This window comes from Rhizobium sp. TH135, assembly GCF_002855515.1.
Lineage (GTDB): Bacteria > Pseudomonadota > Alphaproteobacteria > Rhizobiales > Rhizobiaceae > Allorhizobium.
This window is the reverse complement of sequence record NZ_PKRP01000001.1, coordinates 503,423-530,044: the sequence shown is the minus strand read 5'-3', so window position 1 is coordinate 530,044 and position 26,622 is coordinate 503,423. Positions and strand designations below refer to the sequence as shown.

Annotated in this window: 19 protein-coding genes and 1 tRNA gene; 7 read left to right on the top strand and 13 right to left on the bottom strand. The window is 62.5% G+C overall.

Annotation, left to right across the window (positions count from 1 at the left end):
• Positions 1-3 precede the first annotated feature (3 nt).
• The 3 genes from C0V73_RS02570 to C0V73_RS02560 all read right to left on the bottom strand — a co-directional run bounded on the left by C0V73_RS02570 (position 4) and on the right by C0V73_RS02560 (position 7,327).
• Positions 4-2,418 carry a circularly permuted type 2 ATP-grasp protein gene (locus C0V73_RS02570; RefSeq protein WP_102018412.1) on the bottom strand — a complete coding sequence of 805 codons (2,415 nt, stop codon included), beginning with the start codon at positions 2,416-2,418 and terminating at the stop codon, positions 4-6.
• A 4-nt stretch (positions 2,419-2,422) separates the two neighbouring features.
• The gene (locus tag C0V73_RS02565; protein ID WP_102018411.1) at positions 2,423-5,767 is read right to left on the bottom strand and encodes a transglutaminase family protein; all 3,345 of its coding nucleotides are present in this window, start codon (positions 5,765-5,767) and stop codon (positions 2,423-2,425) included.
• Between the two features lie 132 nt (positions 5,768-5,899).
• The gene (locus C0V73_RS02560; RefSeq protein ID WP_102018410.1) at positions 5,900-7,327 is read right to left on the bottom strand and encodes a mannose-1-phosphate guanylyltransferase/mannose-6-phosphate isomerase; all 1,428 of its coding nucleotides are present in this window, start codon (positions 7,325-7,327) and stop codon (positions 5,900-5,902) included.
• 262 nt (positions 7,328-7,589) lie between these two features.
• On the opposite strand from C0V73_RS02560, the gene C0V73_RS02555 reads away from it, so the two are divergent.
• Positions 7,590-8,291, top strand: a complete 702-nt coding sequence (locus C0V73_RS02555; protein ID WP_245407853.1) for a fumarylacetoacetate hydrolase family protein — start codon at positions 7,590-7,592, stop codon at positions 8,289-8,291.
• Position 8,292: 1 nt separating this feature from the next.
• Entirely contained in the window at positions 8,293-8,718 is a 426-nt protein-coding gene (locus C0V73_RS02550) for a hypothetical protein (RefSeq protein ID WP_102018408.1), read from the top strand.
• Positions 8,719-8,806: 88 nt separating this feature from the next.
• On the opposite strand, the gene C0V73_RS02545 is transcribed toward C0V73_RS02550, so the two are convergent.
• A tRNA-Val gene (locus C0V73_RS02545) sits at positions 8,807-8,881 on the bottom strand.
• Between the two features lie 95 nt (positions 8,882-8,976).
• Positions 8,977-9,339 carry a response regulator CpdR1 gene (cpdR1, locus tag C0V73_RS02540; RefSeq protein ID WP_006726917.1) on the bottom strand — a complete coding sequence of 121 codons (363 nt, stop codon included), beginning with the start codon at positions 9,337-9,339 and terminating at the stop codon, positions 8,977-8,979.
• Positions 9,340-9,537: 198 nt separating this feature from the next.
• On the opposite strand from cpdR1, the gene C0V73_RS02535 reads away from it, so the two are divergent.
• Together C0V73_RS02535 and hisN are read left to right on the top strand one after the other, a co-directional pair.
• Entirely contained in the window at positions 9,538-10,413 is an 876-nt protein-coding gene (locus C0V73_RS02535) for an N-formylglutamate amidohydrolase (RefSeq protein WP_102018407.1), read from the top strand.
• A 323-nt stretch (positions 10,414-10,736) separates the two neighbouring features.
• Complete coding sequence (gene hisN / locus C0V73_RS02530; RefSeq protein WP_102018406.1) at positions 10,737-11,513, top strand: histidinol-phosphatase; 777 nt, start codon at positions 10,737-10,739, stop codon at positions 11,511-11,513.
• Between the two features lie 21 nt (positions 11,514-11,534).
• On the opposite strand, the gene C0V73_RS02525 is transcribed toward hisN, so the two are convergent.
• Positions 11,535-12,524, bottom strand: coding sequence for an alpha/beta hydrolase (locus C0V73_RS02525; RefSeq protein ID WP_102018405.1), 990 nt, complete (start codon positions 12,522-12,524; stop codon positions 11,535-11,537).
• A 396-nt stretch (positions 12,525-12,920) separates the two neighbouring features.
• Between C0V73_RS02525 and C0V73_RS02520 the strand changes: the two genes are divergently transcribed.
• Entirely contained in the window at positions 12,921-13,391 is a 471-nt protein-coding gene (locus C0V73_RS02520; protein ID WP_102018908.1) for an Hsp20 family protein, read from the top strand.
• 26 nt (positions 13,392-13,417) lie between these two features.
• Here the strand turns inward: C0V73_RS02520 and C0V73_RS02515 are convergent, their stop codons facing one another.
• The 5 genes from C0V73_RS02515 to C0V73_RS02495 all read right to left on the bottom strand — a co-directional run bounded on the left by C0V73_RS02515 (position 13,418) and on the right by C0V73_RS02495 (position 17,278).
• Positions 13,418-14,017: a DoxX family protein gene (locus C0V73_RS02515; protein WP_102018404.1), complete on the bottom strand. Its 600-nt coding sequence runs from the start codon at positions 14,015-14,017 to the stop codon at positions 13,418-13,420.
• Complete coding sequence (locus tag C0V73_RS02510) at positions 14,014-14,796, bottom strand: DNA-binding domain-containing protein (RefSeq protein WP_102018403.1); 783 nt, start codon at positions 14,794-14,796, stop codon at positions 14,014-14,016. Before C0V73_RS02510 ends, C0V73_RS02515 begins: the two co-directional genes overlap by 4 nt.
• Entirely contained in the window at positions 14,786-15,682 is an 897-nt protein-coding gene (locus C0V73_RS02505; RefSeq protein WP_102018907.1) for a DUF692 domain-containing protein, read from the bottom strand. Before C0V73_RS02505 ends, C0V73_RS02510 begins: the two co-directional genes overlap by 11 nt.
• Before the next feature lie 101 nt (positions 15,683-15,783).
• On the bottom strand, positions 15,784-16,086 hold the full coding sequence (locus tag C0V73_RS02500) for a DUF2282 domain-containing protein (RefSeq protein WP_102018402.1): 303 nt from the start codon (positions 16,084-16,086) through the stop codon (positions 15,784-15,786).
• Positions 16,087-16,231: 145 nt separating this feature from the next.
• On the bottom strand, positions 16,232-17,278 hold the full coding sequence (locus C0V73_RS02495) for a low specificity L-threonine aldolase (protein WP_102018401.1): 1,047 nt from the start codon (positions 17,276-17,278) through the stop codon (positions 16,232-16,234).
• 446 nt (positions 17,279-17,724) lie between these two features.
• Between C0V73_RS02495 and gltB the strand changes: the two genes are divergently transcribed.
• On the top strand, positions 17,725-22,413 hold the full coding sequence (gene gltB, locus C0V73_RS02490) for a glutamate synthase large subunit (protein ID WP_245407876.1): 4,689 nt from the start codon (positions 17,725-17,727) through the stop codon (positions 22,411-22,413).
• Positions 22,414-22,500: 87 nt separating this feature from the next.
• Entirely contained in the window at positions 22,501-23,955 is a 1,455-nt protein-coding gene (locus C0V73_RS02485) for a glutamate synthase subunit beta (RefSeq protein WP_102018399.1), read from the top strand.
• A 77-nt stretch (positions 23,956-24,032) separates the two neighbouring features.
• On the opposite strand, the gene C0V73_RS02480 is transcribed toward C0V73_RS02485, so the two are convergent.
• Both C0V73_RS02480 and C0V73_RS02475 read right to left on the bottom strand, forming a co-directional pair.
• A complete protein-coding gene (locus tag C0V73_RS02480) occupies positions 24,033-25,250 on the bottom strand; it encodes a DUF459 domain-containing protein (RefSeq protein ID WP_102018906.1) in 1,218 nt (405 codons plus the stop codon).
• Between the two features lie 115 nt (positions 25,251-25,365).
• Positions 25,366-26,577, bottom strand: a complete 1,212-nt coding sequence (locus C0V73_RS02475) for a lytic murein transglycosylase (protein ID WP_102018398.1) — start codon at positions 26,575-26,577, stop codon at positions 25,366-25,368.
• Positions 26,578-26,622: the final 45 nt, after the last annotated feature.

The window sequence follows — 26,622 nt, the reverse complement described above, 5'->3', positions numbered from 1 at the left end:
GCGTCAGCTCAGATAGGACTGGGCGAGGATGTCGGAGAGTTTCTCCAGTTCCCGTTCCAGATTGGTGTAGACCTCGGCCGACATGGTTTCCGGCGTCATCACGGCCAGGCCCGAATGCAGGCGCATGGCCTCGCGGAAGAGGCTGGACATCTGGCCGTTGACCATGGCGTTCGGCAGTTGCTCGACTTCGATCCGGATCTCGTTGAGCTGGAAGAGGATCGAGCGCGGATTGAGCGGATCGAGGGCGAGCAGGTCGGTGACCGTCAGACGCGCCGTCGAGACGTTGTAGCGCCTGCGGTGGGTCATGACGTTGTCGCCAATCTCCAGAAGCATGTCGAGCGCGCCGTCGGGGGCGTCGGGGCCGGTCATGTGGCCGAGCAGGCGGGTCATGTGCAGGCCACGTTCCAGCAAGCGACCAATGGTGAGGAAGCGCCAGCCGGTGAAGCGATACATGTTTTCATGCACGAGACCGGCAAAGCCCGCGAGCTTGCGCAACAGGATGGTCATGGCATGCGCTGCGTCGTCGCCGGGCTTGACCTTCTCGTGGAAGCGCTTGGCGGTTTTCGACAGGTCGTTCAGCGCCAGCCAGCCGTCGGGTGAGAAGCGATCGCGAATGTTGCTGGCCGAATAGACGGCGCTGTCGATGTTGCGGAGCAGGCTTTCCGGCACGCCGGATTTCGTATCGACGTCGATGTCGGAGAGGTATTCGCTGACAAAGGCGAGCAGCGGCTGGTCCGGATTGGCGCTTTCGGCATAGCGGGCATGCCATGCGCGCAGGATGCGCAACACGCCTTCGGCGCGCTCGATGTAACGACCCAGCCAGAAGAGATTGTCGGCGGCGCGGCTCGGCAGGCTGCCGGGCATGTTACGGGTGAAGGTCTCCTCGGCGGGCAGCAGCGAGGTGCGGTCGACCGGCTTGTCGGAGACGATCCAGACATCGGCGGCGCTGCCGCCTGCCTGCATGGCGATCGCGGAGACGTCGGAGCCGCTGCCGATGCGGGCGAAGCCGCCCGGCATGATCTGCCAACCGTTCTTCGTGCGGGCGGCGAAGACGCGCAACGACATCGGGCGTGGCGTCAGCTTGCCGTCCACGATCGCCGGTGTCGTCGACAGGGTGACGACTTCCTGGCCAACCAGATTTCCGGCTTCCGTTTCCAGCCATTCGGCGGTGGTCCGGCCCTGCGGGTCCTTGTAGCGAGAGCCCATGACCGAGCGCCCACCATCGTCGAAGAAGGGCAGGCGTGAGAATGCGGAGCCGATGACCATGCGGTCGAGATGGTTTGCCACATGCTCACGCTCGGCCTTCTGGCCGCACCACCAGGTGGCGATCGAGGGCAGCTTCAGTTCCTCGCCCAGCAGGTGACGCGAGAGTGTGGGCATGAAGGCGAGAAGCGCGCGAGTTTCCAGGATGCCCGAGCCGAGCGCATTGACGAAGGTGACCGCACCGTTACGCAGCGCCTGCACCATGCCGGGCGTGCCGATATAGGAGTTCTGGTCGAGTTCCAGCGGGTCCGCGAAGGCTGCATCCAGGCGGCGCCAGAGGACGCTCACGGGCTTCAGGCCAGCGACCGTGCGGACCATGACCTTGCCGTTGACGATGGTGAGATCCTCACCTTCGAGCAACATGATGCCGAGATAGCGGGCGATATAGGCGTGTTCGAAATAGGTCTCGTTGGCGGGGCCGGGCGACAAGACAGCGATGCGCTCATCGCTGCTGCGGGTGCTCGCCTGCAGTGCCTTGCGGAAGGCACCGAAGAAGGAGGCGAGCCGATGAACATGCGTCTCGGCATAGATGTCGGAGAAGGCACGTGCGGTCGCGACGCGGTTTTCCAGCGCAAAGCCGGCGCCAGAGGGCGCTTGCGTGCGGTCGGCCAGAACCCACCAGTTGCCATCAGGGCCACGGCCGATTTCGAACGAACAGAAATGCAGGTAGTTGCCGCCGGCGGGCTTGATCCCAACCAAAGGGCGCAGGAACTCGGGATTGGAGGCGATCAGCTGTGGCGGCAAGAAACCTTCCTGCACCAACTTGTTTTCAGAGTAGATGTCGGCAACGACGGCCTCTAGCAGGTCGGCGCGCTGGACCAGTCCGTCGGCGAGCACCTGCCATTCGGCTTCGGAGATCATCACCGGGATATGCGAGAAGGGCCAGGCCCGCTCGCTCGATCCGCCGGAACCGTAAGCCCGGTAGAAGACGCCGGCATCGCGCAGATAACGGTCGGCCCTCGCGAAACGCTCGTGCAGCTCGTTCTCCGGCATCGTGTCGATGGCCGAGACCAGGGCCTGCCAGACGGGGCGGACATTGCCCTTGTTGTCGAGCATCTCGTCGGCGGCGCCCGCCAGCGCGCGATAGCCGGCCGTGCGGGCCTCGCTCATCGGCGCTTCTGGCGGGGATAGCTCCGCTGCCGTCTTCTGTGCCATCAGATCAGATACCTTGCGGTCGTCTCAGGTCCAAAGTGTGCGGGAATTCCGGCGACACGGTTTCGGGCCATAGGGGATAGGAGCCGGCTGTATGGCCCCAAGGCTCGAAACGTGCAAGCCGACGGGCTTCCGCTTCATTCCCATTCACAGGGAAAGTGTCGTAGGTCCGGCCGCCGGGATGGGCAACATGATAAACGCAGCCCCCGATCGACCGGGAAGACCATGTATCATAGATATCGAATGTTAGCGGTGTGTTGACGGGCAGGACCGGATGCAGGCCCGATGCCGGCTGCCACGCCTTGTAGCGAACGCCACCCACCGCGACACCATTCACGTCCGACTTGCGCAGCGGCACCTGGCGTCCGTTGCATGCCACGACGAAGCGCTCGGGATTGGCTGTCTCCAGCTGGACCTGCAGGCGCTCGACGGAGGAGTCCACATAACGGACGGTGCCGCCGATAGCCCCTTCTTCACCCATGACATGCCAGGGTTCCAGCGCCTGGCGCAGTTCCAGCTTCGATCCTTCGTAGGTGACTTCGCCGACAAAGGGGAAGCGGAATTCGAGCTGGGCGGCAAACCATTCCGGCTTGAAGTCGAAGCCGTTTTCGCGGAGATCCGCCAGCACTTCGAGGAAGTCGAGCCAGAGGTAATGCGGCAGCATGAATCGGTCGTGCAGGCTCGTGCCCCAGCGGACGAAGCGGCCGCCGATCGGGTTCTTCCAGAAGCGGGCAATCAGTGCGCGGACCAGCAATTGCTGGGCAAGCGACATGCGGGCGTTCGGCGGCATCTCGAAACCGCGGAACTCGACAAGGCCGAGACGGCCGGTCGGACCGTCCGGCGAAAACAGCTTGTCGATGCAGATTTCCGAGCGGTGGGTGTTGCCGGTGACGTCGATCAAGAGATTGCGGAACAGGCGGTCGACGAGCCAGGGTAGGGGGGCTGCCGCACCACTGGCCGGCATCGGCACCTGGGCCATGGCGATTTCCAGCTCATAGAGACTGTCGTGGCGGGCTTCGTCGAAACGCGGCGCCTGGCTGGTCGGGCCAATGAACATGCCGGAGAACATGTAGGAGAGCGCTGGATGACGCTGCCAGTGCAGGATCAGGCTCTTCAACAGGTCTGGACGGCGCAGGAAGGGGCTGTCGGCGGGATTGGCGCCACCGACCACGACGTGATTGCCACCGCCGGTGCCGGTGTGGCGGCCGTCGATCATGAACTTGTCGGCGCCGAGGCGGGTCTGGCGCGCTTCCTCGTAGATGGCGTTCGTCGTCGCGACGCAGTCATCCCAGCCGGAGGCCGGGTGGATGTTGACCTCGATGACGCCCGGATCAGGGGCGACGCGGATGACATTGATGCGCTCGTCCTGAGGCGGGGCGTAGCCTTCGATATGGACCGGCAGACCAAGGCCACGAGCGGCAGTTTCTGCGGCAGCGACCAGTTCGAGATAGTCCTCGACGGCTTCGACCGGTGGCATGAACACGCAGAGGCGGCCGTCGCGGGGCTCGACGCTCATGGCTGTGCGCACGGCACCCCTGATGTCGCCGGCGGAGCCTGTGATGTTCTGCTCGTTGCGATCCTGATGGGCTTCACCGCTCTTGCGGGAGGCCTCGGGCATGGCGCGGCCCTCACGGACCTGCGGGCCAAAATCGGACAGGGGTGCGCGCGGGATCGAGGGATCGGTGGTGTGGATATATGGATATTGCGACGGCGGCACGTAAGGCAGGGTGCCGAGCGGCATGCGGAAACCGATCGGGCTGTCGCCGGGGATGAGGAAGATCTTGCCGCGGCGGGTGCGCCATTTCTCGCTGACCCAGCGCCGGCCGCCGGCCTTGGCGTTCCAGGCCTGGACCGGCAGAATGTAGCCGGTCGGGATCGTCAGGCCACGTTCGAAGACCTTGGCGATGCGGGCGCGCTCTTCCGCGCTTTCGAGCTTGGAATTCGACGGGTCGACGTTTTCCGGCAGGCTGCCTTCCTTGATGATCCACTCGGCCGGATCCTCGAAGGCCGGGATGATCATGTCGGTTTCGATATCGAGCTCGGCCGCGATGCCGGCCATCAGCGCTTCGGCTTGTTGGTGGGTGACGCCGGTGTCCTTGTGTTCGGCGGCAATCAACTCTGGATCGTGCCAGATCGGCTTGCCGTCTTTCCGCCAATAGAGCGAGAAGGTCCAGCGCGGCAGGCTTTCGCCCGGATACCACTTGCCCTGGCCGTAATGCAGGAAGCCGCCGGGGGCGAAGCGCTCGCGCAGGCGCCGGATGAGCTTGTCGGCGAGATCGCGTTTGGTCGGGCCGACGGCATCGGTGTTCCATTCGGCGGACTGGAAGTCGTCGATCGACACGAAGGTCGGTTCGCCGCCCATGGTGAGCCGCACGTCATGGGCTTTCAGGTCGGCATCGACTTTCTGTCCGAGGGCGTTCAGGGCATCCCAGCTGTCGTCCGAGAAAGGCTTAGTGATGCGCGGGTGCTCGGCGACGCGCTTCACCTGCATGTCGAAGGCGAATTCGGTATTGGCCTGGCCGACATAGCCGCCGGAGATTGGAGCGGCATTCTTGTAGTGGGGGGTGGCGGCGAGCGGTATGTGGCTCTCGCCGGTCAAGAGGCCCGAGGTCGGGTCAAGGCCGATCCAGCCGGCGCCGGGGATGTAAACTTCCGTCCAGGCATGCAGGTCGGTGAAATCGACTTCGGTGCCGGAGGGGCCATCGAGCGCCTTCAGGTCCGGTGCGAGCTGAATAAGATAACCGGAGACGAAGCGGGCGGCAAAACCAAGGCGGCGCAGAATCTGGACGAGCAACCAGCTCGAATCGCGGCAAGAGCCCCGCGCGGAGGTGAGCGTCTCCTCTGGCGTCTGGACGCCCGGCTCCATGCGGATCACGTAGCCCACGTCGTGCTGCAGGCGGGCGTTCAGGCCCACCACCATGTCGACTGTGCCCTGGCCTGGCGTCGTATCGACGGTTCCCATGAAGGCATCGAGTGCCGGGGACGAGGGTTCCGGCGTCATGTAGATCTTGAGGTCGTCGCGCAGATCTTCCGGATAGTCGAAGGGCCATTTGACCGCGACTTCCTCGGTGAAGAAGTCGAAGGGATTGTAGACCGTCATGTCGGCGACGAGGTCGACCTCGATCTTGAATTCTGTCACCGGGTCCGGGAAGACGAAGCGGGCCAGGTAGTTGCCGTAGGGGTCCTGCTGCAGATTGACGAAGTGGTTCTCGGGCGTGACCTTCAGCGAATGGGAGAGAACCTTGGTGCGGGAATGGGCGGCAGGCTTCAGCCGGATGATCTGCGGTCCGAGCTGGACCGGGTTGTCATACTTGTAGTGGGTGAGATGATAGATGCTTGCCTTGATCGCCATTCTTTACCGCTTCGCTGTTCGCCCTGCCGCTTTTTCCGGCTTGCTTCGATCTTGTGCAATGCAGCGCCATAAAGCAAGCGGCCCGGACGGTGGAAGCCGCCGGGCCGCGCGTGTGCAGTGGATGACGCTGTATTAGCTGCGGCCGAATTCGTCGACCAAGCGGATGATGTCGTCTTCGCCGAGATAGGAGCCAGTCTGGACCTCAATCACCTCAAGGCGGATCTTGCCGGGATTGGCGAGGCGGTGGACGGAGCCTTGCGGGATGTAGATCGACTGGTTCTCGTGCAGCACGGTCACCTTGTCGTCGATCGTCACTTCCGCCGTGCCGCGCACGCAGACCCAGTGTTCGGCACGGTGGTGATGCTTCTGCAGAGAGAGCTTCTTTTCCGGATGGACGAAGAGGCGTTTCACCTGGAAGCGGTCGCCGTTGAGGATCGAAGTGTAGCCACCCCATGGGCGCAGCGCCGTCGGGTGGTTTTCGGTGAGATGCGCCGTTTCCTTCTTGGCGGCGAGCATCTTCACCAGATTGCCGACGTCCTGGCTGCGGTCGAGGCGACCGACATAGACGGCGTCTTCCGAGGCGATGACGGCGACGCCCTCCATGCCCTGGACGGCGAGATGAGCGTTGCGGGACATGATCAGCGAATTGGTGGTGTCGGAGACGGTCGCATTGCCATTGACCACATTGCCATGCTCATCGCCTTCGGCGAGCTTCCAGATGGCATCCCAGCTGCCGAGGTCGGACCAGGTGATGGGGGATGGGACGACGGCTGCGTTCGGCGTCTTTTCCATGACCGCGTAGTCGATCGAGATGCTGGGGCTTTGGCCGAAGCTTTCCGCGTCGAGGCGGGTGAAGTCGAGGTCGCCCTTGGCGTTTTCGACCGACTGTTCGACGGCTGCGAGCACTTCAGGCGCCAGGCTCTGGAGCTCAGCAATCATCTGGCCGGCGGAGAAGACGAACATGCCGGAGTTCCAGGCATAGTTGCCGCTTGCCAGCATTTTTTCCGCGACATCGGCATTCGGCTTTTCGACAAAACGCGCGACCTTGTTCACGCCATTGCCGAGATCTTCACCGATCTCGATATAGCCGTAACCGGTGGCGGGTTCGGTGGGTGTGATGCCGAAGGTGACGATCTTGCCATTGCGGGCCGCATCGGCGGCCTTGGCGACACAGGCGCGGTAGGTATCGTCGACGGTGATTTCGTGGTCGGAGGGCAGGATCTGGATCAGGGCGTCGCGGCCATGGCGCTGGCTGACGATGACGGCGGCAGCGGCGACGGCGGCTGCGGTGTTGCGCGCCTCCGGCTCCAGGATGATGCCGTCGAGCTTGACGCCCAGTTCTCGGGCCTGTTCTGCGACCAGGAAGCGGAAGTCTTCATTGGTGACGACGATCGGTGCGTCATAGATCGCGTCGTCGGAGACGCGGGCGAGGGTCTTCTGCAGCAGCGTCTCGTCGCCGAGGAAGCGGATGAACTGCTTGGCGGCGGCTGCGCGTGACAGCGGCCAGAGCCGGGTTCCCTTGCCGCCGGCCATGATGACCGGCACGATCTTGATGCTCATAATTCTTGCCTTTCGATGTCTTGCCGGGACGATAAACCTTCTGCCTTCGCCCTGTTCGACGGATCTTCTTCACGCTTTATGCAACGCGGTCGCGGCGGTTTTGTTACATGTTTGGGCCGATGTTCCAAGCCCGCTCAGCGGATCGCTTTCCGCCAACATTGCACCATTATCAATGATGCGTAACGATCTGGCGGGCGTTATGCTGGCTGTGTCGCAGCGTCCTGCTGCGATCCTTGCGTGTCCCATCCGAAGAGAGTGTGCCTTGTCCGCATCCCGTCCGCTGTTTCCCGTACCATCAGCCCCACTCGTTCCGATCCTCGGGCTCGATGAAGGCTTTCCGATCCACCGCATCTTCTGTGTGGGACGCAATTACGCGGCGCATGCTGCAGAGCTCGGCAATACGGTCGACCGCGTCGCGCCCTTCTACTTTACCAAGCCGCCGACCGGCCTCGTTCTGGAAGGTGGCACGATCGCCTATCCGCCGGGAACGCAGGACTATCACCATGAGATCGAGCTGGTGATCGCAATCGGCGCGCCGGCCTTCCGCGTTTCTGCCGATGAAGCGATGGGGGCGGTCTATGGCTATGCCGTCGGCCTCGATATGACCCGTCGTGACCTGCAGAACGCGATGAAGGAAAAACAGCGGCCCTGGGATGTCGCCAAGGCCTTCGAAGACTCGGCCGTGATCGGCGCGATCACGCCGGCTGCAGCCTTCGAGCCCGGGGCGCAGCGGATATCGCTTCTCGTCAATGACGGGCTGCGTCAGGAAGGGCATCTCTCCGACATGATCTGGTCGGCACCCGAGATGATCAGCCACCTCTCGCGCTACTATCACTTGACGCCCGGCGACCTGATCTTCACCGGCACGCCGTCTGGCGTCGGCGCGCTCCAACCGGGCGACCGGCTTGAAGGCGCCGTTGAAGGGCTTTCGCCGATCACGGTTACCATCGGCCCGGCGGCCTGACATGGCTCTCTCGGGAAAAGGGCAGGGCCCGGCGCTGGTGCCGGGCCGCGATTGCGGCAGCTGTTCGCTCTGTTGCATCCTTCCCGATATCGCAGAATTCGACAAACCGGCGAATGAGCCGTGTCGCCACTGTCTGCCTGGCGGCGGCTGCGACGCCTACGATGTCAGGCCGTCGACCTGCCGCGACTTCTACTGCCTCTGGCGCACCGATCCGACGCTCGGGGATGAATGGGCGCCTAGGCTGAGCCGGATGATGATGTACGGGCAGGGGCCGCAATTGACCGTGCTGGTGGAGTCCGATGCGGGCGCGATCTGGCGAGAGGCGCCGTATCTGGACTGGCTTGAGGCGCGAGCGCGGCTGCTGAAGCCAATGGGCGGCTATGTGGTCGTTTATGCGGGGGAAGAGGTTTCGGTGGTGAAGGGGTGAGTTGCGGTGATTCGCGCGTAAGCGCCGCCGCCCCGGCCGAAACCAAAAAGGGCTCGCCGTTTCCGGCAAGCCCTTGAAAGAATTCGAATGGTGGGCGTGACAGGGATTGAACCTGTGACCCCTACGATGTCAACGTAGTGCTCTCCCGCTGAGCTACACGCCCATCCGATGAGCGGCTTAAGACCACAAAACCTGTTCGCCCGTCAATAGGCATTTTGCAGTTTTGTGAAGAGATTTTTTCAACCCCTTCGGCAGGCCTTACGCAGCAAGGAGTTTGTTCACTTCGTCGACGAGATCACGGAGGTGGAAAGGCTTGGACAAGACCTTTGCATCCTTCGGCGCCTTCGAATCGGCGTTCAGGGCAACGGCTGCAAAGCCGGTGATGAACATGACCTTGAGGTCCGGATCGAGCTCGGTGGCGCGGCGCGCCAGTTCGATGCCGTCCATTTCCGGCATCACGATGTCGGTCAACAGAAGGGAGAAGGGTTCTTCCCGAAGGCGGTCATAGGCGCTGGCGCCGTTGTCGAAGGAGGAAACTTTATACCCCGCCTTTTCCAGCGCCTTCACCAGGAACCGGCGCATGTCGTTGTCGTCTTCGGCGAGAAGGATTTTCTGAGTCATTTAGGGACCGCTGTACTCGATTGCATAGGGAAGCTCGCAGTCGCTCACTTTAGGGTCGGCGCAGTAAAGAACCGGTGAACAACGAAAAAGTGAGCCTGCTCCGCCATTTCCGGCAGTATGGACTTCCCGGCGGCCAACTGGCAACATGGCGAACACAACAAGTTTGTGACTTGGTAAAGAAGAGGCCCTGGGAAGCGGATGACCAACGAATTCGAGCTGTTCGAGGTTCGAGAGCCCGCGATCCAGACCATTCCCTTCGTCTATAATTCCCCGCATAGCGGCCGTCGCTACCCGTCATCCTTCCTGGATGAGTCGCGACTCGACGACGTCTCGATTCGCCGATCGGAAGACCATTACGTGGATGAGCTGTTCTCGGCGGCACCTGGCTTCGGTGCGCCGCTGCTCGTTGCGCATTTCCCGCGCGCCTATGTCGACGTCAACAGAGAGCCATATGAGCTCGATCCCCGGATGTTTTCCGATCCGCTGCCGCCCTTTGCCAACAGCAATTCGGCGCGTGTGGCCGGCGGCCTTGGCACCATTCCGCGCATCGTTGCCGAAAACATGGAGATCTATCAGCGCCGCATGCCGCTGTCCGTCGCCATGGATCGGATCGAGAGCTGCTACAAGCCCTATCATGCCTGCCTCAGGAGGCTGATTGCCCGCACCCATGCGATGTTCGGCTTCGGCGTGTTGATCGATTGCCATTCGATGCCCGGCAATATTCGCGTCGCCGGCAGTGGGCTGAAGCCCGATTTCATCGTCGGTGATCGTTATGGCACCAGCGCGTCGGCGGATCTCAGCCAGGCGGCGCTGCAGTTCCTCGAAGAGCTTGGCTACACGGCTGTGCGTAACAAGCCCTATGCAGGCGGTTTCATCACCGAGCATTATGGTCGTCCGGCGCGTGGGCTGCATGCGCTGCAGATCGAGGTCAATCGTTCGATCTATATCGACGAGACGACGCTGGAGAAGCGGGCCGATTTCGATGCCCTTGCCGGCTCGATTGCCGTCTTCATGCAGCAAATGGCGGATTTCGTCGCGGATTACGCGATCGATCAGGCGCTCGCGGCCGAGTAAGGCTTTTCAACCCACATTATCCCTAAAACCCTTTGCATTGCAGCGGGCAAAAAAAACCGCGCTCGTGGCGCGGCTAAGTCTAGGGAGGAAACACCCAAGGAGGGTATTTACAGTCAGAAGACTGTAGGTGAGACGTTAGATGTTGCGGTGCACCATTGTCAAGTCGATTTTTGGTGCTTTTTTGAGCAAGGCCAAAATTTGCGCAGTTTCGCTCCTGGCGGTCGCCTGAAGGGCCTGCGGGCAGCGATCTGTCGCGTTCGGATGTTTTCTTTCCGCGCAACTGGCTTTAAGACGTGGTCTCCCTCCAGACGACGGACTTTCCCATGCGCCCTGACCGTGAATTCTTCTTCCGCCTTGCCGATGCCGCCAAGGCCGAGACCCTTCCGCGCTTTCGTTCAGGACTTTCCGTCGTCAACAAGGAGAAGGCCGGTTTCGATCCGGTCACCGAGGGTGATCAGGCCGCCGAGATCGCCATCCGTCAGCTGATTGAGGCCGAGTTTCCGACCCATGGCATTCTCGGCGAGGAGCATGAGAACATCCGCATGGATAGCGACCAGCTCTGGGTCATCGATCCGATCGATGGCACACGCGCATTCATTTCCGGCGTGCCCGTCTGGGGCACGCTGATTGGTTTCCAGGAGCATGGCAAGTCGGTCATGGGCCTGATGGAGCAGCCGTTCACCGGCGAGCGCTACTATGCCGATGGCGAGCGCTCCTGGTACTCAGGTCCCGATGGCGAGCGCCAGAACCAGGTGCGCGATTGCGGCAGTCTCGAAAACGCGATCCTCTTCACCACGTCGCCGCATCTCTTCAAGGATTGGGAAGTCGAGCGCTTCCAGGCCGTGCAGGACAAGGTCAAGCTCTTCCGCTACGGCGTTGACTGCTACGCCTATTGCCTGCTGGCTGCCGGCCATGTCGATCTCGTCATCGAGACGGTGCTGAAGCCCTATGACGTTGGCGCTCTGATCCCGATCATCGAACAGGCGGGTGGCATCATCACCACCTGGGACGGCGGACGTCCGGAAGCCGGTGGTTCGATCATTGCGGCCGGTTCAAAGGCGGTGCATGCTGAGGCCATGGATATGCTGAAGCGCCGCTAAGGCGTTCGCTCAACTGACAGCTCAGGCCTCTAGCGCCGAATCGGTCAGCTCCCCGACAGGATCCGCCTCGTCGGGCTCGCCGCCGGGCATGAAGGCGAAGATGGCTGCCATCGCCTGTTTACGATAGCGGTCCTGCTCCTGCAGGATCTCGTGGCGGGCGCCGGGCACGGGCACGAGTTGTCCGGCCCGGAAATACTGCGCCAGCGATTCCTGAAAATGATAGGGTACGATCGGATCGTTGCCGGGGGCGATGATGACGGTCGGAACCGTGATCGAGGCCAGATGGCCCGGCCGTCTGATGGCGTCGATCGCCTTCTGGCTCTCGTAGAGCCAGCGTGCCGTCGGTGGCCCAAGCGCCAGTTCCGGATGCTCGATGAGGATCTTTTGGTTGCGGGCGAAGCGGAATTCGTCCGTCGTCAGGGGATTGCCCTCGAAAGGCTTCAGCGGTTCGTCCTTGTTGAGGTTGATCTTGCCGAAGCCGGTGAAGGAGGCGAGCGTCGCCAGCCGCCTTATGTTTTCCGGCGAGGTCTTCTGGCCGCCGAGGCCGACGAAGGGCGCCGTCAGCACCATGCGCTCGATGCGGTTGGCAAGCCGGGGTGCGGCCTTCAGGGCGATCAGCCCGCCGGTGGAATGGGCGAGCAGGAAGAAGGGCAGACGGGTGTCGGGCAGGACGATCTGCTTAAGGAAGATCTCTAGATCGCGGACATAGTGGTCGAAGCGGCCGACATGGCCCTTCCGCGGGTCCTTGAGCAGGCGCTCGGAGCCGCCCTGACCGCGGAAATCATAGGTCGCTACCCAGAAGCCCTGGTCGTTCAGATCGCGGATCGTCTCGAAATATTTCTCGATGGCCTCGTTGCGCCCGTGCACCAAAACGATGGTGCCCTTGGTCCTGGCAGCACTGGAGCGGAAGACTGCGTAACGCAGCTTCACGCCGCGATGTCCCTCGAAGAAGCCGACAAGCGGGTTCCCTGGAATGGGGTTGCCGGGGGTGGCGTGAAGAATGGCATCCATGCCTGCAACTGCCTGTCGATTGAGAGCGCCTCGGGTTTCTCCGGGATAGAATGCGGCCCCCGCAGAAGTCAAAGAAAAAAGCCGGAACCGCATACGGAGGGAGGCGGTTCCGGCGAAGCCTGGCCGAAGTGGAAGGGACGATATCTCCGGCCTGGTCGGTCGAGACAACCGATGGAGAGACACTAGGATAGATCGCTTGAATGCGGCTTGAACCTGATGTTCACGGACTATTCATCGGGGCGGTCAGGCGGCGAAACGGACGATCTTGAATTCGCATCGGGCATTTCCCACATCGTGCACGCGGATGCCAAACGGGTCCGCGAACCGCCGCCAGCATCGCCCCAAGCGGGATGCGCGCGGCTTCAAAAACGCCAACGTCGCTTCAAGGAGGACATCATGCGTCACGTCGATTTTTCCCCGCTCTACCGTTCCACCGTCGGTTTCGATCGCCTGTTCACCATGCTGGACAGCCTCGGTCAGCCGGAACAGGCCCAGAGCTATCCGCCCTACAATATCGAGCGCACCGGTGAGAACCTTTACCGGATCACCATGGCCGTAGCCGGCTTCGGCGAAAGCGAGCTTTCGATCGAGGCGCATGCGCATGTGCTGACCGTCAAGGGTGAGAAGGCCGAAGACGAAAAGGCCGAGCAGAGCGAATTCCTCTATCGCGGCATCGCCAAGCGCGCCTTCGAGCGCCGCTTCCAGCTTGCTGACCATGTGGAAGTCACCGCCGCTTCGCTGAAGAACGGCCTGCTGCACATTGATCTTCTGCGCAACATTCCGGAAGCCATGAAGCCCCGCCGGATCTCGATTGCCGCGGAACCCGTCGGCACGGCACCGAAGGCTATCGAGGCGCATGTGAACTGATCACAGTCGCTGTTACAAGCTCCCAGTCAGGCGGTCGGCGCAAGCCGGCCGCCTTTTTCGTGGGCGCTCATGCGGCGCGTCCACACGGTGCAGAGCAGCTTGTCGAGCGAGACGAGGCCAGCCCCTTTCACCACGAGATAGACGAGCGGGAAGATCCAGAGCAAGCGCTGGTCGAGGATGACGCTATCGGGGAAGCGATCGAAGAGCGCGCCGATCGTCGTTGCGTCGACATTGTGCACGAGGATGTCGGTGAGGGTCTGCACTATGATGAAGCCGATCATGCAAAGGGCGGCGATTCGCGTGAAGAGGCCTGCGACCACGAGCAGCGGCAGGATCACCTCACCGTAGGAGCCGAGAAACACCATCAGGCCCCAGGGGAAGAAGGAGACGGCGGACACATCCCCGCCTGCCGCATCCACGGCTGGTAGCGCGATCTGGTAGTAGGCGCTGTCGGCAATCGAGAAGGGGCCGTCGAACTTGGTCAGTGCGGAATTCAGGTAGTAGGGCACAAGCACGGCGAGGAAGACGATGCGCGCGAGGAGCCCGAGGAACCAGCGATCGAGCGCGGTTTCCAGCCCGCGGACGGCCCGGCGATAGAGTTCGATGAGCGAGACAGCAGGGGTCATGGGGTCGGACTTTCGTGATGGATGTCGATTGCGTTGAAGGCGCCGCTGGACAATGCGAGGCCAAGCAATCCGGCGATATCAATGTCTTCCTCGTCTGCGGCGGCGGCAAAGGCTTCGCCGAGCGTTAGCCCGGCGATGAGTGCCTCGAAGAAGGTCGCGCCGCCTGACGGCAGCGGTTCGACCGCCACGTCGCAGTCCGGTCGTGTGATGAGCACACCTTCCGGTGCCACGGGGTCCACGCCTTCGAGCGATATGCCAGCCCGGTCTCGGCGGGTGATGGTGCCTCCGGCGTACCTTAAGCGCGCGATGCGCATGGCGGGATGCGGGCGAAAGCGGATGCCGGCCAGGTCTTCCGCCGGCACCTTTGCAAGGGTGGACGGATCGAGCGGTGTGGCATCTGCCTCGTGATATGCGTCGAGCCAGAGGCGCTCGACGCGCGCAACGTCGGCGAGGAAGGGAAGGTCTGCCGCGGGTGGGAAGTTCTCCAGGAAAGCGGGAAAGCTCCCTCCATAGGTAAAGAGCAGGGGCGAGGTCGGTGGATGGGCGGTCACATAGAGCCGCGCCATCGCCCGGAAGAAGTCTTCGCCGACAAGGTTCTTCACGGTCGGAAAGATCGAAGCCAGGGCGTCGATCAGCGAAACCGTGACATTGTTGCGGTAGACGGCAAAACGGCGCTCCGGTCGCACTTGATCGCGCCCCGCCAGCCCGTCGGGTGCCGGGAGGTCTGACGTTAAAAGGGCCTTGGCAAAGGTGCCGCTCTGGATCGGATCAGGATGCATGGCGACGTCCCAGCTCGACAATCGCGTGGCGGTCGAGAATGGCATCGGCGCGCTGCGCCTCGCGCTTCAGCACCGGCCAGTCCGGCACTTCGTTGTCCCATTCGACGAGCGTTGGCAGCGGGCCGAGCTTTGCGATGACATGGTCGTAGAGATCCCAGACCAGATCGTCGATCGGGCGGTCATGGCTATCGATGAGGAGCGGCAGGCCGGCATCGTCTACATCTTCGGCATGGCCGGCCAGATGGATCTCCTCGACGCAGAGGAGCGGGAAATCGGCGAGATAGTCGCGAGCGCCATAGCCGTGATTGGTGGCGGAGACATGGACATTGTTGATGTCGAGCAGCAGGCCGCAGCCGGTGCGACGGGCGATCGCCCGGATGAAATCCGTCTCCGACATGGTCGAGGCTTCGAAGCCGAGATAGGTCGAGGGATTCTCCAGGAGCATCCGGCGGCCAAGCGCCTCCTGGACCTGATCGATGTGGTCGCAGACCCTGTCGAGGGTTGCCTGGTCATAAGGGACGGGGAGCAGGTCGTTGAGAAAATGGCTGTCATGGGTCGACCACGCCAAATGTTCGGACACCTGTTCCGGCTGGTAGCGGTCGACGACCGTCTTCAGACGGAGGAGATGCTCGGGGTCGAGGCCGGTCGGGCTGCCGATGGAAAGACCGACGCCGTGGATCGAGAGCGGGAAGTCCTCGCGCATCCGGGTCAGGATGCGGTGCGGATGGCCACCGGCACCCATGTAATTCTCGGCATGGACTTCGAGAAAGCCGATGCGGAAGTCGTCTTTCAGGATTGCGTCGGCATGCTGAGGCTTGAAGCCGGCGCCGGCGCGGGCGGGGAGGCGGGCGGCAGTGCCCTGGCGGCTTCTGTCGGAACGGGTGATCTCAAAAGCGGGATGGACAGACACGGCCGGCTCCTCAAGCATTCATCTCGGAAAGAAAAGCGGGACGGCACCTGCGGACTTGCCGCAGATGCCGTATCGGTTCAGGCCTTGGGGAGGTCGCGGTCGAGGGCTTCAAGCGAACCCATGCGACCATCGGGAGCGGCCATGGTCATGCAGGTGCCCTTGGCGACGTATTTCCAGGCATTGCCCTGGAAGTCGACCTTGGAGGTGCCAGCGCAGGTGGTGCCGGGGCCGGCTGCGCAGTCATTCTTGCCGGCCATGGAGACGCCGAAGCACTTTTCCTTTTCCTGGGCTACGGCCGGGCCGGACAGGAGGGCGGCGCTGCCGATCGCCATGGTGACGGCGGCGGCGAGGGCGGCGGTGTTGAGGGTGGTCTTGGTCATAAAAATTCTCCTCGGATCGTGATGCGCGTTGTTGGTCCAGCCCTCGTCGGGGCTGGCAAACACATCATGTCGAGGAGTTGCGACTTTGAAAAATCAAGGTTTTTTGTAGCAGAAGTGCGCGTTTCGACTGTAAGAAACGGTTCCGTCAAACGACTTCTATGAATTGATCGACTTCATCCGTCGTCGTCGCAAAGCTCGTTACCAGGCGAACTAGTGTTTCATTCTCGGCCGGCAAGGGGAGCCAGCCCTGTGGCGGCTGCCAGTCGTAGAATTTCGCGCCTTTGTCTCTTGCCCGTTCGGCTGCCGACTTTTCGATCACGGCGAAGACTTCGTTGGCCGAAGTATCCCAGGCGAGGCGCGCAGTATTCTTGGCCGAAAGGCCAGCGCGCAGGCGATCCGCCATTGCATTCGAGTGGCTTGCCAGTTCAAGCCAGAGCCCGTCATCCAGATAGGCTTCGAGCTGCGCCGAGATGAAGCGGCTCTTGGAGAAGAGCTGAGCCGAGCGCTTGCGAATAAAGGGCATGTCGGCTGCCATGTCGGGATTGAAGAAGACGATCGCCTCGGCGCACCAGCAGCCATTCTTCGTGCCGCCGAAGGAGAGGATGTCTACGCCGCGCTTCCAGGTCATTTCAGCCGGCGTCACGCCCAGCGATACAAGCGCATTGGCAAAGCGCGCGCCGTCCATGTGGAGCGGTAGGTTGCGCGACTTGGCGACGGCTGCAATTTCGTCGAGTTCGGCGAGGGAGTAGACGGTGCCGACTTCGGTCGCCTGGGTCACGGTCACTGCCATGGCGCGGCCGTGATGCGGGGAGACCGGTTCGAAGCGGGCAATAGCGGCGTCCAGCGCCCGTGGGTCGATCCTGCCTTCCGCGCCTTCGACGGGAAAGAGCCGCGTCGCGCCTGTCAGGAATTCCGGCGCGCCGCCTTCGTCCGCGTTGACGTGGGCATCGGCGTGGCAGAAACTCACCCCACCCGCCTTGGCGAGGCTTGCGAGCGCCAGAGAATTGGCAGCCGTGCCGGTGGCAACGAAGAAGACAGCGACGTCGCGTTCGAAGATGGCGCTGAACCTGTCTTCCACAGCCTTGTCCAGATCGCTTGTGCCATAGGCGGAGGCGAAGCCGGCAGCATGGCGGGTGAGGCTCTCGGCGATCCTGGGGTGGGCGCCGGACCAGTTGTCTGAAGCGAAGTGCATGGGCATCTTTCCTGAGGCGAAGGTGGGTGTGAGGACTTTAGCCACTTCCGCCTCGCTATCAATCCGGCCCGGTGGACAAGAGACCCGCGGAGATCAAGTCCGCAAGAAGCCGAAAGAATGATGCGGGTGTGCGTAATTAAATTTCGCATCGGCGAGGGTCGCCGTAATTTCGCGTCCTTTGCCCGGTTAATTTTCCTGGCCGCGTCTTGCATGAGCGTTTACTTTCTGTCATAGGAAAAGCAGAAATTAGGTCAGACTAGTTGACCTAATTCCGATTTCGAAGGCGACATGTTTTCGGGCGTCATGGGGTGGTCAAGCAATCCGTATCGGGATGGCGAGGCTGTCGCTGGCGCCCATCGGCGCCTGAAATGGGTCCAATCAGTCCGGCCAGTCCGGCTTCAACGGAGGTAAAGGTCATGACGAAGGTTCCGTCATCCGAAGAGATCATGCGGTCCGCCAGTGCGGAAGCAGTCGCCGAGACGGCGATCGCGCGCACCGGTCTGCCTCCGAAACAGGGTCTCTACGACCCTCGCAACGAACACGATGCCTGCGGCGTCGGCTTCATCGCCCATATGAAGGGGCAGAAGTCGCATCAGATCGTCAAGGACGGCTTGTTCATCCTCGAGAACCTGACGCATCGCGGTGCCGTCGGTGCCGATCCGCTGATGGGCGATGGCGCCGGTATCCTGGTGCAGATCCCCGATCGTTTCTTCCGCGAAGAGATGGCGGCTCAGGGTGTGACCCTGCCGAAGGCAGGCGAATATGCCGTCGGTCACTTCTTCTTTCCGCAGGACGAACAGCAGATCGCCCATTTCAAGCAGGTCATCGCAGAAGTCTGTCAGTCCGAAGGCCAGACGCTGATCGGCTATCGTGATGTGCCGGTCGACAATTCCTCGCTGTCGAAGGCTCCCGAGATTGCCGCGACCGAGCCGCGCCAGATCCAGGTCTTCATCGGCGCTGGCCGTGATGCAGCCACCCAGGACCAGTTCGAACGTCGCCTGTTCCTGCTGCGCAAGGTTATCTCCAACCGCATCTACGACCAGTATGGCGGTCAGGAAACCGGATTCTATCCCGTGTCGCTGTCGTCCTCGACCATCGTCTACAAGGGCATGTTCCTCGCCTATCAGGTCGGCGCCTATTACAAGGACCTCGCCGATCCGCGCTTCGAGTCGGCGGTTGCCCTCGTTCACCAGCGTTTTTCGACCAACACCTTCCCGTCGTGGAAGCTGGCGCACCCGTACCGCATGGTCGCCCATAACGGCGAAATCAACACGCTGCGCGGCAACGTCAACTGGATGGCGGCTCGTCAGGCGTCGGTGTCTTCGCCGCTCTTCGGCGACGACATCTCCAAGCTCTGGCCGATCTCCTATGAAGGCCAGTCGGACACTGCCTGCTTCGACAACGCGCTAGAATTCCTGCAGCGCGGCGGCTATTCGCTGGCGCATGCCGTGATGATGCTGATCCCCGAGGCATGGTCGGGCAACCAGCTGATGTCGCCAGAGCGCAAGGCGTTCTACGAATATCATGCCGCGATGATGGAGCCGTGGGATGGCCCGGCCGCCGTCTGCTTTACCGATGGCAAGCAGATCGGTGCCACGCTCGACCGCAACGGTCTGCGTCCGGCCCGTTATCTCGTGACCGACGACGACCGTGTGATCCTCGCATCCGAAGCTGGCACGCTGCCGGTTCCGGAAGAGCGCATCGTCAAGAAGTGGCGCCTGCAGCCGGGCAAGATGCTGCTCATCGACATGGCCGAAGGCCGCATCATTTCCGACCAGGAAGTGAAGTCGCAGCTTGCCGGCAGTCATCCGTATCGCGAATGGCTAGACCGCACGCAGCTGATCCTCGAAGACCTGAAGCCGGTGGAGCCGCGTGCTCTTCGCCGCGACGTGTCGCTGCTCGATCGCCAGCAGGCTTTCGGCTACACCACGGAAGACACCAAGATCCTGATGTCGCCGATGGCGACCACGGGCCAGGAAGCCATCGGCTCCATGGGCACCGATACGCCGATCTCGGCAATGTCGACCAAGTCGAAGCTGCTCTACACCTACTTCAAGCAGAACTTCGCCCAGGTCACCAACCCGCCGATCGACCCGATCCGTGAAGAGCTCGTCATGAGCCTCGTCTCCTTCATCGGTCCGCGTCCGAACATCCTCGACCATGAAGGCATGGCGAACGCCAAGCGCATGGAAGTGCGCCAGCCGATCCTGACCAATGGCGATCTCGAAAAGATCCGCTCCATCGGTCACATGGAAGACCGTTTCGACACCAAGACGCTCGATTTCACCTATGACGTGGAGCGCGGTGCCGAAGGCATGCCGGAAATGCTCGACCGCCTCTGCGAGCGGGCGGAAGCGGCCGTGCGCGGCGGCTACAACATCATCGTGCTCTCTGACCGCCAGATCGGTCCCGATCGCATCGCTATCCCGGCGCTGCTCGCGACCGCTGCCGTGCATCACCACCTGATCCGCAAGGGCCTGCGCACTTCGGTGGGTCTCGTTGTGGAATCGGGCGAGCCGCGCGAAGTGCACCACTTCTGCTGTCTCGCCGGCTACGGCGCCGAGGCGATCAACCCCTATCTCGCCTTCGACACGCTGCTCGACATGCACAAGCATGGCGAATTCCCGAAGGAAGTGTCGGAAGACGAAGTCGTTTACCGCTACATCAAGGCCGTGGGTAAGGGCATCCTCAAGGTCATGTCCAAGATGGGCATCTCGACCTATCAGTCCTATTGCGGCGCGCAGATCTTCGACGCAATCGGCCTGTCCTCCGAGCTGGTCGACAAGTATTTCTTCGGCACCGCGACGACGATCGAGGGCATCGGCCTTTCCGAAATCGCCGAGGAGACCGTCACCCGTCACTCTTCGGCCTTCGGCAAGGATCCGGTTCTCGCCAACACGCTCGATATCGGCGGCGAATATGCCTACCGCATGCGTGGTGAAAACCACGCCTGGAGCCCTGACTCCATCGCGTCCCTGCAGCATGCCGTGCGCGGCAACAGCCAGGACCGCTACCGCGAATTCGCCGAGATGGTGAACGGCAGCAATCTGCGGATGAACACCATTCGCGGCCTGTTCAAGATCAAGTCGGCGGAAGCACTGGGCCGCAAGCCGATCTCAATCGACGAGGTTGAGCCTGCCGTCGACATCGTCAAGCGCTTCTCCACCGGTGCCATGTCCTTCGGCTCGATCAGCCGAGAGGCGCATACGACGCTTGCCGTTGCCATGAACCGGATCGGCGGCAAGTCGAACACGGGCGAGGGCGGCGAGGAAAGCGATCGTTACCTGCCGCTGGCGGACGGCTCGGCCAACCCCGAGCGTTCGGCGATCAAGCAGATCGCGTCCGGCCGCTTCGGCGTGACGACGGAGTATCTGGTCAATGCAGACGTGCTGCAGATCAAGGTCGCCCAGGGTGCGAAGCCCGGCGAGGGTGGCCAGCTGCCCGGCCACAAGGTCGATGCGACGGTGGCCAAGACCCGTCACTCGACGCCCGGCGTTGGCCTGATCTCGCCGCCGCCGCATCACGACATCTATTCGATCGAAGATCTGGCACAGCTGATCTACGACCTGAAGAACGTCAACCCGGAAGCCGATGTCTCCGTGAAGCTCGTTTCGGAAGTCGGCGTCGGCACGGTTGCCGCCGGTGTTGCCAAGGCCCGCGCCGACCATATCACTGTCTCCGGCTTCGATGGCGGCACAGGTGCGTCCCCGCTCACCTCGCTGAAGCATGCGGGCTCGCCTTGGGAAATCGGCCTTGCCGAAACCCAGCAGACGCTGGTGTTGAACGGTCTGCGTTCACGCATCGCGCTGCAGGTCGACGGTGGTCTGAAGACCGGCCGTGACGTCATCATTGGCGCGCTGCTCGGCGCTGACGAGTTCGGCTTTGCGACCGCTCCGCTGATTGCGGCCGGTTGCATCATGATGCGCAAGTGCCATCTCAACACCTGCCCGGTTGGCGTTGCCACCCAGGATCCGGTGCTGCGTAAGCGCTTCAAGGGCACGCCCGAGCATGTCATCAACTACTTCTTCTTCGTCGCCGAAGAAGTGCGCGAGATCCTTGCTTCGCTGGGTGTTACCCGGCTGGATGAGATCATCGGCGCTTCCGAGCTGCTGGAGAAGGACGAGATGCTCGCTCACTGGAAGGCCAAGGGGCTCGATTTCTCGAAGATCTTCCACAAGGTCGATGCGCCTAAGTCCGCCACCTACTGGACCGAGCGCCAGAACCACCCGATCATCGACATTCTCGATCGCAAGCTGATCGAAAAGGCGATGCCTTCGCTCGAAGCCAAGCAGCCTGTCGTCTTCGACGTCGACATCAAGAACGTCGACCGGTCGGCCGGGGCCATGCTCTCTGGCGAAGTCGCCAAGCGCTACGGCCACAAGGGTCTGAAGGACGACACGATCCATGTCACGCTGAACGGCACCGCCGGTCAGTCCTTCGGCGCCTTCCTGGCGCGTGGCATCACCTTCGACCTCGTCGGCGACGGCAATGACTATGTCGGCAAGGGCCTCTCGGGTGGCCGCATCATCGTGCGTCCGCCGGAAAATGCCCGCATCGTCGCGGAAAACTCGATCATCGTCGGCAACACCGTGCTTTACGGCGCGATCTCCGGTGAGTGCTATTTCCGTGGCGTGGCCGGCGAGCGTTTTGCCGTCCGTAACTCGGGTGCGATCGCCGTCGTCGAGGGCGTGGGTGACCATGGCTGCGAATACATGACGGGCGGCGTGGTTGTCGTGCTCGGTGAAACCGGCCGCAACTTCGCAGCCGGCATGTCGGGCGGTGTGGCTTACGTGCTCGACGAGAGCGGCGATTTCGCCAAGCGCTGCAACATGGCCATGGTCGAACTCGAGCCGGTTCCGGAAGAGGACGACATGCTGGAGAAGCTGCACCACCACGGCGGCGATCTCATGCATAAGGGCCTGGTCGACGTGTCCGGCGATATGACCCGCCACGACGAGGAGCGACTCTATCAGCTGATCTCGAACCATCTGCATTACACGGGCTCGAACCGCGCCAAGCAGATCCTCGACAGCTGGGCCGAGTATCGTCCGAAGTTCCGCAAGGTCATGCCGGTGGAATACCGCCGTGCGCTTGAGGAAATGGAACGCATGCGCATGGGCGTTGCCGCCGAATGATTGCCACCTCGACATCCCGGATGGGCCGGGATGTCGCCGCCCACGGCTCGGCCGTGCAGTTGAAGCTCAGATTAGCAGGACTTTAAAATGGGCAAGGTTACAGGTTTCATGGAAATCGACCGGCAGGTGGCGAAGTATCAGCCGGCCTCCGATCGCATCCGCCATTTCCGCGAATTCACTATTCCCATGTCGGATGCCGAGGTGACCAAGCAGGCGGCGCGCTGCATGGATTGCGGCATTCCTTATTGCCATGGTCCGACCGGCTGTCCTGTTCATAACCAGATCCCGGACTGGAACGACCTCGTATACAACAACAAGTGGGAGGAGGCGATCCGCAACCTCCACTCGACGAACAACTTCCCGGAATTCACCGGTCGCGTTTGCCCGGCGCCTTGCGAGGAAGCCTGCACGCTGAACCTCGAGGATACGCCGGTCGCGATCAAGACCGTCGAGCAGGCGATCGCGGACAAGGCCTATGAGCTTGGCTTCATCGTGCCGCAGCCGGCCACCATCCATACCGGCAAGAAGGTCGCGATCATCGGATCGGGTCCGTCGGGTCTGGCGGCTGCCCAGCAGCTCGGCCGCGCCGGCCATGAAGTGCATGTCTATGAGCGCGAGTCCAAGCCCGGCGGGCTGCTGCGCTACGGCATCCCGGACTTCAAGATGGAGAAGAACTTCATCGATCGCCGCGTAGAGCAGATGAAGGGCGAAAATGTCACCTTCCATTGCGGCGTGAATGTCGGCGTCGACGTGACCGTCGAGAAGCTGCGCGCGGACTACGATGCCGTGCTTTATTGCGGCGGTTCGGAAACCCCGCGCGAAGCCGGCATTCCAGGCGTCGAGTTCCATGGCGTGCATGATGCCATGCCTTATCTTGTCCAGCAGAACCGCCGTGTGGGCCGCGAAAACATCGACAGCGTCGGCTGGCCGGCCGATCCGATCCTCGCCGGCGGCAAGCATGTCGTCGTCGTCGGTGGTGGTGATACGGCGTCCGACTGCGTCGGCACCGCCTTCCGCCAGGGCGCCGTCAAGGTAACGCAGCTCGACATCCGCCCGCGTCCCCCGCAGACGGAAGACAAGCTCGCCATCTGGCCCTTCTGGGCGACCAAGATGCGCACCTCGTCGAGCCAAGCCGAAGGTGCCAACCGCGAGTTCCAGGTGGCAACCCTCGAATTCGTCGGCGAAGACGGCGTTTTGACGGGCGTGAAGTGCTGCCAGGTCGACGAACGCCGCAAGCCGATCCCGGGCACCGAGTTCATCATCAAGGCCGATCTCGCCTTCATCGCGATCGGCTTCTCCGGTCCGTTCACCGACAGCGTGCTGAAGGATCTCGACGGCAAGCTGGAGCTCAACACCGACCGTCGTGGCTCGACCAATGTCGTTGCCAACGACAAGGACTATCGTTCGTCGGTCGACAAGGTCTGGGTCGCCGGTGACGCCCGTCGCGGCCAGTCGCTGGTCGTCTGGGCGATCCGCGAGGGCCGTCAGGCCGCGCGTGCCATCGATGAGGCACTGATGGGCGAGAGCGTGCTGCCGCGCTGATAAGGCGCACATCGAGAAACGATAAAGGGGTCGCTTTCGAGCGGCCCCTTTTAATTTTGGATGGTGTTCACGCGAGCTTAAGGCGTGGCCGTTGCCGGCGTTGTTGTCGTCGCTGCGGTGGCCGGCACACGCTTCACGTAATCCACTCGGCCGACCGGCGGATCCGGCAGGCGACCGTTCTGAACGAGCTGGTCGCGGGGTGTGGGGAAGCTGGAGGAGGGCGGGAGCGTGCCACCCAGCAACTCGTCTGCGCCATCGAGTTCCGGATCGAAGAGGTCGATCGGCGGGGTGGTGACGATGGCTTTGCTTTCCGAGGGTGGCAGGCTCAGCAGTTCCGGCAGGTTGCTGCCATCGAGGCGCACGAGATCCGGGCTCGTCATGTCGCCGAGATAGCGGCGCGCGGACTTCTCGACATAGAAGGCGAGCTTGCGCTTGCCGGGGCCTGTGAAGTTGATGCCGTCATTGCCGCGCAGGCGCACCGGCTGGCCGTTGATGTCGGAGCCGGTCACGATGAAGCGGCCCTCCTGGTCGACGAAGCCTTCCCAGACGTCAACGAACTCGCCACTGACCTTCTCGATGCTCGATCGATAGATGGTGTTGAGACGGAGCGCGTCCGCCGTCATGTTTTGCGGGCGAAACGCCGGTAGGCCGACCCAGATCACTGGCACGCGCGTTTCCGCAGCCACCGTCGCCAGCCGGGCCACACGTTCCCCATAGGCGGTGAACCAGGGATCGGTACGGAAATCGAGGCGGCCTTCTGCGGTCACCAGTTGCTGGCGGTCGTTTGCGCCGATCTGGATGACCAGCACGCTGGGCTTGATCTCGGAGACAAGAGAAGGCAGTGCTGCCGGCCAGTCGTAGAAATCGTCGCGCACCAAGCCGGACGAGCCATTGGCCCGGCTCTCGACGATGACGCCGGGCGAATCCTCGAAGGCCGCTTTCAAGCCGTCTCCAAGCGCATTGGCGACGAAATCGCCGACCACGAGCACCTTCTTGGCCGTGTCGAGCTTTGGCGGTGGCGGCGGAGCGGCCGCGGTGCGTGTCGTTGGGGTGCGGGTCTTGATGGTGGTGACGCTGCCACTGTTTTTCTTGCGGGTCTTGCCTTCCCTCGGCGGCTGAACGTCCTGCGGCGGCACGTAGGCCGGCTGTCGCTGGCCGAAGAGCATGTCCAAGAGGGTGCGCCGCCGCTCTGGTTGCTGCGCTTCTGCGGTCGAACCAAGGAAGGTCGTTGCGGCGAGCATCACGGCCAGGCCGAGGCACAGCAAACGGGCAAGGGTTCCGCGGGGGCTCTTCACGTCAAACTCCTTCGGCGTCGTCGCGGCAGCGTTCAAAAGCAATCCGCCGCGATCCCATGTTTCTGGATCGCGGCGGAGGGCAAGTCAATCGTTCCGTCGTGTGGAGCGGTTGCGATCAGTTGCGAAGCGCGTCGAGCAGGACGCGCGACGGCTGGCCGTCTGCAGCCATGCCGAGGCGCTGCTGGATGGCGGTGATGGCCGCCTTCGAGCCTGAGCCGAAATTGCCGTCGATCTTGCCGTCGTAATAGCCGAGCGCCTGCATGCGGCTCTGCAGCTCGAACTTCTCCTTGATGTCGAGCGATCCATCGGGACGGGGCCAACGCTGCTTCATGCCGCCGTAACCGGCGATTTCATCGGCGAGCAGTCCAACGCCAAGCGCATAGCTGTCGGCCGCGTTGTAGCGCTTGAGAACAAAGAAGTTCTTGGTCATCAGGAAGCCCGGTCCGTTTGCGCCGCCCAGCATCTTGAGTTCGGCCCGTTCGGCACCGTTCTTGAAGCCCTTGCCGGTCGGACGGGCAAAGCCGAGCGCCTGCCACTGGGCGAGCGTCTTGGTCTGGCCGGCAAACTTGTTGCCACCACGCGGGACGACGATTTCGTAGCCCCAGGTGCGGCCGGTCTGCCAGTCGTTCTTAGCAAGCAGATTTGCGGCCGTTGCAAGAGCGTCCGGGATCGAGTGCCAGATGTCCTTGCTGCCATTGCCGTCGGCGTCGATGCCGTAAAGCAGGTAGCTCGACGGAATGAACTGGGTGTGACCCATGGCGCCGGCCCAGGAGCCCATCAGATTGTCATTGGACACATCGCCGTTCTGCAGCATCTTGAGCGCCGAGATCAGCTGGGTGCGCGCGTATTTCGCCCGCTTCTTGTCGGCATAGGCGAGGGTTGCCAGCGAACGCGGCACATTGTGCAGGCGGTCCGGACGCTCAAGTGCTGCGCCGTAGTTGGATTCCATCGACCAGATGGCAAGCAGGACGTGCTTGTCGACGCCGAAATGGTTCTCCAGTGCCGTCAGCAGGCGGCCATGCGTGGAGAGCATCTCCTGGCCGATCTTGACGGTATAGGGGTTCACGCGGCTGTCGAGGTAGTCCCAGATCTGGGACTTGAATTCAGGCTGGTAGGCCGCTTTCTCGAGCACGAACTGGTCTGGCTCGCTCACACCCTTGAAGGCCTGGCGATAGGTTCGCTCGGTGATGCCGGCCTTGGCGGCCGTTGGATAAAAATCTCGGATCCACTTCTGGAAACCGGCGTCTGCAAAGGCATCCAGCGGGATGAGCGCCGTCGATAGCGTCAAGGCGATCGCGCCGAGCAGGCTGGGGCGGTGTCTTTTCATGGGCATCTCCCGTGCATTCTCGTGTTGGCAGCCGGAACAAGGCTG